This window comes from Halobellus sp. GM3, from assembly GCF_052545375.1.
This window is the reverse complement of record NZ_JBQWLT010000008.1, coordinates 151,072-159,187: the sequence shown is the minus strand read 5'-3', so window position 1 is coordinate 159,187 and position 8,116 is coordinate 151,072. Positions and strand designations below refer to the sequence as shown.

At 57.4% G+C, this 8,116-nt stretch carries 3 protein-coding genes and 1 pseudogene; all 4 read left to right on the top strand.

Annotation, left to right across the window (positions count from 1 at the left end; translation table 11 throughout):
- Positions 1-993, top strand: a pseudogene (locus ACT3HL_RS13790) (ATP-binding protein); the annotation flags it as partial.
- On the top strand, positions 990-1,607 hold the full coding sequence (locus ACT3HL_RS13785) for a DUF7680 family protein (RefSeq protein WP_445087350.1): 618 nt from the start codon (positions 990-992) through the stop codon (positions 1,605-1,607). The pseudogene ACT3HL_RS13790 and the gene ACT3HL_RS13785, both read left to right, overlap by 4 nt.
- Positions 1,608-1,614: 7 nt before the next feature.
- Positions 1,615-4,470: a DUF1156 domain-containing protein gene (locus ACT3HL_RS13780; RefSeq protein WP_445087349.1), complete on the top strand. Its 2,856-nt coding sequence runs from the start codon at positions 1,615-1,617 to the stop codon at positions 4,468-4,470.
- Positions 4,470-8,108, top strand: a complete 3,639-nt coding sequence (locus ACT3HL_RS13775; protein ID WP_445087348.1) for a helicase-related protein — start codon at positions 4,470-4,472, stop codon at positions 8,106-8,108. The genes ACT3HL_RS13780 and ACT3HL_RS13775 overlap by 1 nt, the downstream gene beginning before the upstream one ends.
- Positions 8,109-8,116 lie beyond the last annotated feature (8 nt).

Here is an 8,116-nt window from a genome sequence, read left to right as displayed (position 1 = left end):
AACGTCGGCTCGACCTCGATGACGACGAGAGCAATCGAAGAACAGTTCGGGAAACGCCAGGATGCGGAGATTCTCCTGTCACCCATCCCACTGCGAAAGACGATCGCCCAGCTCGTCCGTGAAGACGGGTACGCCTACTGGGACGAGGAGCAGAAGACCGGGTACTACACGCCCGAGACGGCGCTCACAGCAACCGATCACGAACTCGGCGACGCGAAGAATCTGCACGCGGGGCTCAGCTATCAGGACGTGAAGCTCTCGCAGTCGCACACACTCTACACCTCGCTCGATGAGCTGGTCGACGACGTCGGGAGTGAAATCGACTGGGAGGAACCCGACGAAGACGATGAGCAAGAAGACGAGACTACTGACGGCGATGATGAGGAAACTGGCGGTAGTAGCGGCGGCGGTTCAGGTGGCGATGACGAACCTGAGCCGTTCAGTAAACTCATCGAAGTTCGAACCTCCGAGCCCGCACACGTCTCTCGGGCCCTGCAGGAAATGCGGGCTGACATCGCGGACGAACTTACCAGCGCTCGCGAGGAGTACGACGAACACCCTGACGAACTGACGCCCATCGTCGAAGGCGTCTGGATCCATCTGGACGGGGCTGATGCGTGGAAAGGTGCGTGGTTCACCGCGAACAAGCTCAGCAACTCAGATGATTTCGCGGAAGACACCACGATGGACTTCGATTATGAAGCCAACGACGGTGCTGAATCGAAATCGGAGTTCGAAGTCGATTTCGAGGGACGCCCGGACGTCTTCGCGAATCACCTCCGGTTCAATATGGAACCTGAGGACCTCGCGAACCCGGATGGTGGTCGAACCGCCGAAGCAGAATTCGCCATCGAGTTCAAAAAGGATGACGAGCGAATTTATTCGGAAATGTTCGATTCGCTCGACGAACTGCTCGCTGTCGACAATGCGTTCACCGTCACGATGCACACGCAAATCCGTGTGATTGAATCCAGCGAGGTGACCCAAGTATGAGTCAAGGTATCGCCGAGGGGAATTCGTTCGCCTTCACTACCGGCGCGTACGGGAATCGACCGACGTTCGTGTTGACGCGCGAACGGGTCGACGACCAGCACGAAATCACGCTCTACGAGCTGGCGCCCCGTGATATCGCGACGGCTCGACGAGAACGGTTCGAGAGAGTGCAAAAAGCAGTAAGCGTCTCAGTACGTGAACTGGAGGAGGCCATTATCGGCGACCGTTCTCCGTCCGAACTCCCCGGAGCAGATGACGCAGCGTACGATTGGGATGACTGGTGTGCGATTCGTATCGCGACGTTACGCGGCGGGGCGTTCAACGAGGTGAGTTTCCTCATCGAATCCACCTTCCGTGAGCTGAGTCTTGATCCCGAGACCATCTGTACAGGAGATCCAGCAAGCGTAAGTCTCCCCGAAGCGGCCGGTGTTCGGCTTTCGATCGCGTTCCGTGCGATGAAGCCGATGCGACGCCGAGACCGTCTCCGTGAAGTCGCAAAGGGAATCGACCAGATGAGTCTGGGTGAATGCTACTACTGGCACGCCAAGGCTCGTTCACCGTCCTCCCCAAGCGGTACGAAAGCACTTCGCGTCTTACTCGCCGATCATATCTAATAAACCAATGTCTGAGCAATCATTCACCGACGAAGAGGGTGTACCAGATACCGTCGCCATCGAGTCGAAGCTACCCTTGAATGCAATCGACATCGAGAGCCAGAAAGACATGGAGTCCGGGCGATACCACTCCCTCCGGAGCCTCCACAAGTGGTTTGCCGCCCGGCCGACGCCGGCAGTCCGGCTCGCCGTTCTCGCATCGGTGTATCCGGGTGAGATCGACTCCGACGAACTCCTCCGGCTGATGAAGATCGGGCCGAAGGAACTCGACAGCGGTCTCGCAGAGTTCGTCGAGAACAAGTTCACCGAGGAGAAGGGGAGCGGCACCCTCGACGACCACTACGGCTATCCGAACCCCAACACGCAGTCCCCGACGAAGGCGGAGATAGAGAAGCTGCAGGGAACGCTCCGGGAGGCGTGGGGCGGGGAGTTACCGACGATCCTTGACCCGACTGCTGGCCGAGGCATCATCCCCTTCGAGGCGATCCGCTATGGCCTCCCGGCGAAGGCCAACGAACTGAACCCCGTCCCGTCGCTCATCCTGAAAGCGGGATTGGAGTATGCGCCGAAGGTCGGCTCACTCGACCCGGATATCCGGGAGTGGCGAGACAAGATCCACGAGACGGCCAAGGAGAACATCGAGCCGTACTTCCCGACCGAGGAGCCGGACCGGCAGATTCTGAACTCCGCCCTCACGTACATCATCCAGTGTGACTCCTGTGGAGGGGAGATCCCGCTCGTCTCGAAATGGTGGCTGAACAAGGACTCGGACGGTGGGGACGTGATCGTTCCGCAGTACGAGGATGGTAGTGTAGAGTACAGCTATTCTCGGATGAATGCTGCGCCGGAAGATTACGACCCGGACGAGGGGCCACTCCGCGGAGAGAGTGCGGAATGCCCTCACTGCGACGTAGTGAACGAGCAGGAGAGCGTGCAGAGCAAAATTCAAGAAGGTAACTTCGAGTTCAGCATCTACGGGGTAAACTACGAAACCGCAACTGGAGAGCGAGGATACCGCGCTGGTGGTGCATGTGACGAGGAAGGGATGGAGAAGGCAGCCGAAAGAGTCGAATCTGACTTTGACCTGCTCACTTTCCTGAGCGAACCTGTCGATGTGAGTAGCCGGATTAGCGATCCGAGTAATTACGGTATGGATGAGTGGCGGGACATCTTTACCCCTCGACAGCTCGTCGTTCAGTACGAGCTATACCGGGCCTTTGAACAGTATAAGCCGGAGATCCGTCAGGAATACAAGGGTGAGAAATCGGACGCGATTCTAACTGTGCTTTCTCTCGCAGCAAGCCGGACGATGAACTATAACACCCGCTTGAATCAATGGAGAGATTCTCGGGGCTATGGGAGCCACATTTTCACGGACAACAATCTCGTGCTCAAGAAAATGTCTGTTGACAACAACTTGTCCGCCCCTCGAAGGGGTTACAAAAACCACTCTGAGCACGTCATAGACGCATATGAGACTCTGGTATCGTATATCCCACACTCCGAAGCAGCAGAGTTGTCCTTCGGAGACGCAGGCCAACTTAGTTCAAAATTCGAGTCCGGGAGTGTGGATGCAGCAATCGTGGACCCGCCGTACTACAGCAGTATCATGTACGCGGAACTCTCGGACGTGTTCTACGTCATCCAGAAGGAGTATCTGGAGGATGTCCACCCCGAGATTTACGGATCGAACCTCACCGACAAAGACAACGAAGCGGTGGCGAACCCGTACCGGTTTGAGGAGATCGCCGACGACGAGCAGTCGAAGGACGATCTCGCAGACCAACACTACGAGAGCAAGATGGAGGAGATCTTCGCAGAAGTGCAGGAACTCCTCAGCCCCGGCGGCGTGATGACCGTCATGTTCACCCACCGGGAGATGGACGCGTGGGACACCCTCACCTCTGCGCTCATCAGTGCGGGGTTCACCATCACCGCCACCCACCCCATCAAGACGGAGATGTCCGACCGGATCGGCGTCCAAGGCAAGGCCAGCGCCGACAGTTCCATCTTCCTCGTCGCTCGGAAAGAGGAGGCCCAATCCCCTTCACGGACGCTCTGGGAGGAGGTTCAGGACGACATCCGACAGGCGGCCCGGGACCAAGCCGAGGAAATCCTCGATTCAGGGTACAACATCTCGAAGACGGACACGGCCATCGCCGCCTACGGCCCGACGCTCCAGAAGTACGCCGAGGAGTATCCCGTCGTGAACAAGAAGGGCGAGGAGATCCGGCCCCGGGAGGCGCTGAGTCAGGCCCGAGAGGCGGTCACTGGCGTCCTCGCAGAGCGGTTCCTCAAGACGGACGGTATTGAACAGATTGACTCGCTTTCGCGCTGGTACATCCTCTCCTGGCTCATATACGAGAACGACACGATCCCCTACGATGAGGCGCGACAGCTGGGCGTGGCTGCCAACGTCGATATTGACAACATCAAGCGTTCAACAAAAATCTGGGGTAAGAGCGGCAAAGACATCCAGCTAAAGGACCACACTGATCGTGTTCAAGATATCGTCATGCTGAAGAGCGACAGCGCAGATAATCCGTCCTCTCGGAAGTACCCGGTAAACCCGACTGACACACGGTTTACCTACAACATTGATGCTGTCCACTCAGCCATCCACGTCTACGAGCGGGAGGGAGCGCGCGCAGCTTGGCAGTGGCTCTCGGATCGAAACCTCAAGTCCAATCGGGAGTTTGAGGTGACAGTTACCGCGCTACTAGAAGTGCTCCCCGCTGAATCTGATATGCGTGAAACCCTTGTTAACCTCGTCTCTGGTGAGACCGGCGATTACCTTGACATCAACCTCAGTCATATCGATATGACGAAAGAAGGGCAGACCGAGCTCAGCGATCACCAATAATGACCCTCAGGGATGTCTCGTGGGAGCCGGTGTACGAGAGCGAGTTCCGGACCAACCGGACGCTCATGGAGACGTTCTACCGGCCATTCCTCAACGAGGTCATCCGCTACGACCGGCTCGCCGGCTATCTGAGTCTGCGTAGTCTTGCGCACGCTCTCGAAGGGGTTGACTCCCTCCTCGAGACTGATGGAACAGTACGTGTTATCGCTGGAGCCGACCTCCAGAAGCGCGAGAAAGGAGCGATGTTCCCTGACGCAGATGAACCCCTCGAACCGTGGGTTGAGTCCCAACTCACCATCATCGCGACCCTCCTCGACCGCGGCGACCTCCAAATCAAGGTCGGCGACCCCAAAGGCGGTGACGGACTCTTCCACCCGAAGCTCGGCATCGGTGTCGATCGCGAGGGCAACAAGATCAGCTTCGAGGGGAGTATCAACGAGACGCTCAGTGCGTGGCAATACAACTACGAACGCTTCAAAGTTCATCGCTCCTGGAGCCGCGGCGAAGCGAAGTACGTCGAGGAAGACGTCTCGACGTTCAACGCACTCTGGAACGGCTTCCACCCCTCCGTCGATGTCTTCGAGCTCGACGAAGCTGCACGCCAGGACCTCATCGACTGGAAGGACACCGATGGAACGCTCGAGGAACACGTCGAGCGGGTCCAGAATCACGACCCCCAGACGACGGTGCCCGAAGACGATACCGCTGGCGTCGTCTCGGTCGCCGGACGAACACCGGGAGGAATCCATCTCGCAGAGGAAATCAGTACTGTCACGCCCTGGCCCCATCAACGAACGATCTCCGATACCGCTGTCAGTATCTATCCGAACAACCTCCTGTTCTGTGACGAGGTGGGGCTCGGCAAAACCATCGAAGCAGGCCTGACCCTCTCACGGCTGATGCAGGTCGGGGAAGCTGAGCAGGCGCTGTTTCTGGTTCCTGCAGGGTTGGTACAGCAGTGGCAGAACGAACTCCTCGACCGCTTCAATATTCACGCCTACTATCACGAACGATCCTACGACGGCGATTACATGATCGGTCCTCTCGGAGACACAGAGGATCACCGCATCCCCACATCCGGAGCGGTCGACGCCGATGCCTGGGAGAACACGCCGATTGGTTCGTTCGTTACGGAGAGGGATGAGCCAACCGTCGTAATCGAGTCGTGGCATACCGCCCGCCGCGAGGGTAATCAGGAACACGTCGCTCCACGCACCGACGAGAGTGTGTGGGATCTCACGGTCGTCGACGAGGCACACAGTGCTCGCGAGGAGACGAAACTCTACGACCTGCTCGGACAGGCCGAAGAGGCCTCCCGGTGTCTCTACGCTCTCACGGCGACGCCCATGCAGCTGAATGTTGGCGAGCTCTACGATCTCCTTCGACTATGTGATCTCCCAGAGGGTTGGAACGACAAGGACCGATTCGTCGAGTTCTTCGAAACACGGCAAGCACTCGAAGATAGTCTCAGTTCCGTCGGCTCTCGGTATCAGAATATAGCTGATGGACAGCAACAGGTTCTCCAACAGTTCCAGAAAGAGCTCGATCTGGAGGAGGACGAAGGCCGACCGAGAATTGAACGGTTCGGGAAACTCATTCACGAACATCTCACGTCGAATCCCGGCTACGACGAGCAGGCGAAGGCGCTAGTCGAGGCGACGGACACGGAGTCAATTCAACAGCGGAAAGCCCTCGAGAAACTCGTCGGCGTGCGCGAAACCTCACCTCGCTTTGACGATCCTCGCTCGCTCATTTTCGACTGTGGGCCAACGGAGTGGAGCGCACTTGTGGAAGCTTCTCAGTGGGCGACACCGGTTCAGTCCCGCATCTTCCGGAATACTCGAGCGGTCTTGGAGCAGTGTCAGGATCTGGGGCTCCTCGACGATACGGTTCCGACTCGGGATGTCGAGACAAAACGTATCGAGCTGGGTGACGCAGCCCCGCTGTACGATCAGGTAGAGCAGTATATTGATGAGACGTATAAGCAATCGCAGAAAGTCCTGACGGGGAAGGAGAAGCTCGCGTTGGGCTTCGTGATGACCACGTATCGTCAACGCCTGACGAGCAGTCTCCACGCCATCAAGCAAAGCCTCCAGCGCCGGATGGAGAAACTCGACGAGAAGGTTGAGGACATGACCGAGGAAGTCTCCGAGCTTAGTAGGGACGCCGGAGTGACGGAGGCGACCATCGACGAGGCGATCGGCCAAGCGTCCCTCGACGCCTATCAGCCGAGTAGTCGTGGTGCCGCCGACGTGATTCAGGCGGAGCGGACGGCCCTCCAAGAGTTCGTGGACGATCTCAGGCAAGCCCACACCGACCCGAAGGTAGCGCAACTGCGCCGCGACATTCGCTCACTCCGTCAGAGCGCCCGTGATAACATTATCATCTTCACGCAGTATCACGACACCCTCGAGCATATCCGTGAGACGCTGACAGACACGCATCCAAACGTCGGTACGTACAGTGGTGGCGGCGGGATGCAGTACGACGAAACAACCGGAGAGTGGGTGAACGTCGGTAAAGAGGCGATCAAGCGCGATTTCACTGACGGGGATACCAATATCCTGATCTGTACAGACAGCGCGAGTGAGGGGCTGAACCTCCAAACTGCGGATGCGCTGATCAATTTCGATTTGCCGTGGAATCCGATGCGGGTTGAACAACGCATCGGTCGAATCGACCGTATTGGCCAGAAGAACGAGGTCGTGAAGATCATCAACTACGCCTACAAGGACAGCATCGACGGCGACATCTACGAGGAACTTGAGGGGCGGTTGCAGTTGTTCGAGAACGTGGTTGGGCCGATGCGTCCGGTACTGAACAGCATCGAGCAGGACATCAAAGAGGCCGTAATGGGTAGTTCAGACTCAGAGGGAGCCAAAGAGCCCAGTGAGCAAGTCGTTGAAGAAGCAGACTCACGGGCAAAACAGGCGCAAGAGAAAGCTGAGGAGACCGGCCTAGCGAGGCAGCCCGGTGAGGGGTCGACACGAGAAGCGATCATCGAGAGTTCAGGACTTGACGGGTGGGAACCATATTGCTATCCGGCGTTCGATGAGATCGGTACCGGTGATCGGTCATATGAGCCGTTGGTGAGTTTGGAAACGATCGAGACACAGATTACGCAAAGTGATCGGCTCGAAGAGACTGAGTGGTCGTTTACTGCCTTACGCAATCATACCCGCGCCGACGATTTCGAAGATATCGTCGATGACGCGTACGTGCTGGAGTTGCCAGAAAAGGGAGCGGTAGCAATGCCGGAGTCCCTCGGAGAGACGGCTCAAGCGCAACTTGGCGGTGGCAGCGGTGTTGTAGTGACGTTCAAGCCAGAAATTGCTGAGAAGTATCCGTCAGTTCGACTGCTGCTACCTGGAGATCCGCTATTTGAGGCGCTCGTCCGAGAAGCCGCTCCTGAAGAGGTTGATAGCCTGGAGTTCGTCTGTGGCCGGCATGGAGAAAGTGGGTCGTCAGTTACTCGAAGTAGCCGGGTAGCTGATGCAAAACAGACAGCTGTTATAGAGCCCGCAGTAACGAGTGAAGGGGTGAATAATCTACTAGGTGGGACGAATTCCATATCAGAGATCGATGATGCTGAGCAGACTGTCCTAGACTGGTTATCACAGCTGCCATCAACAGATTAGCAGGCATA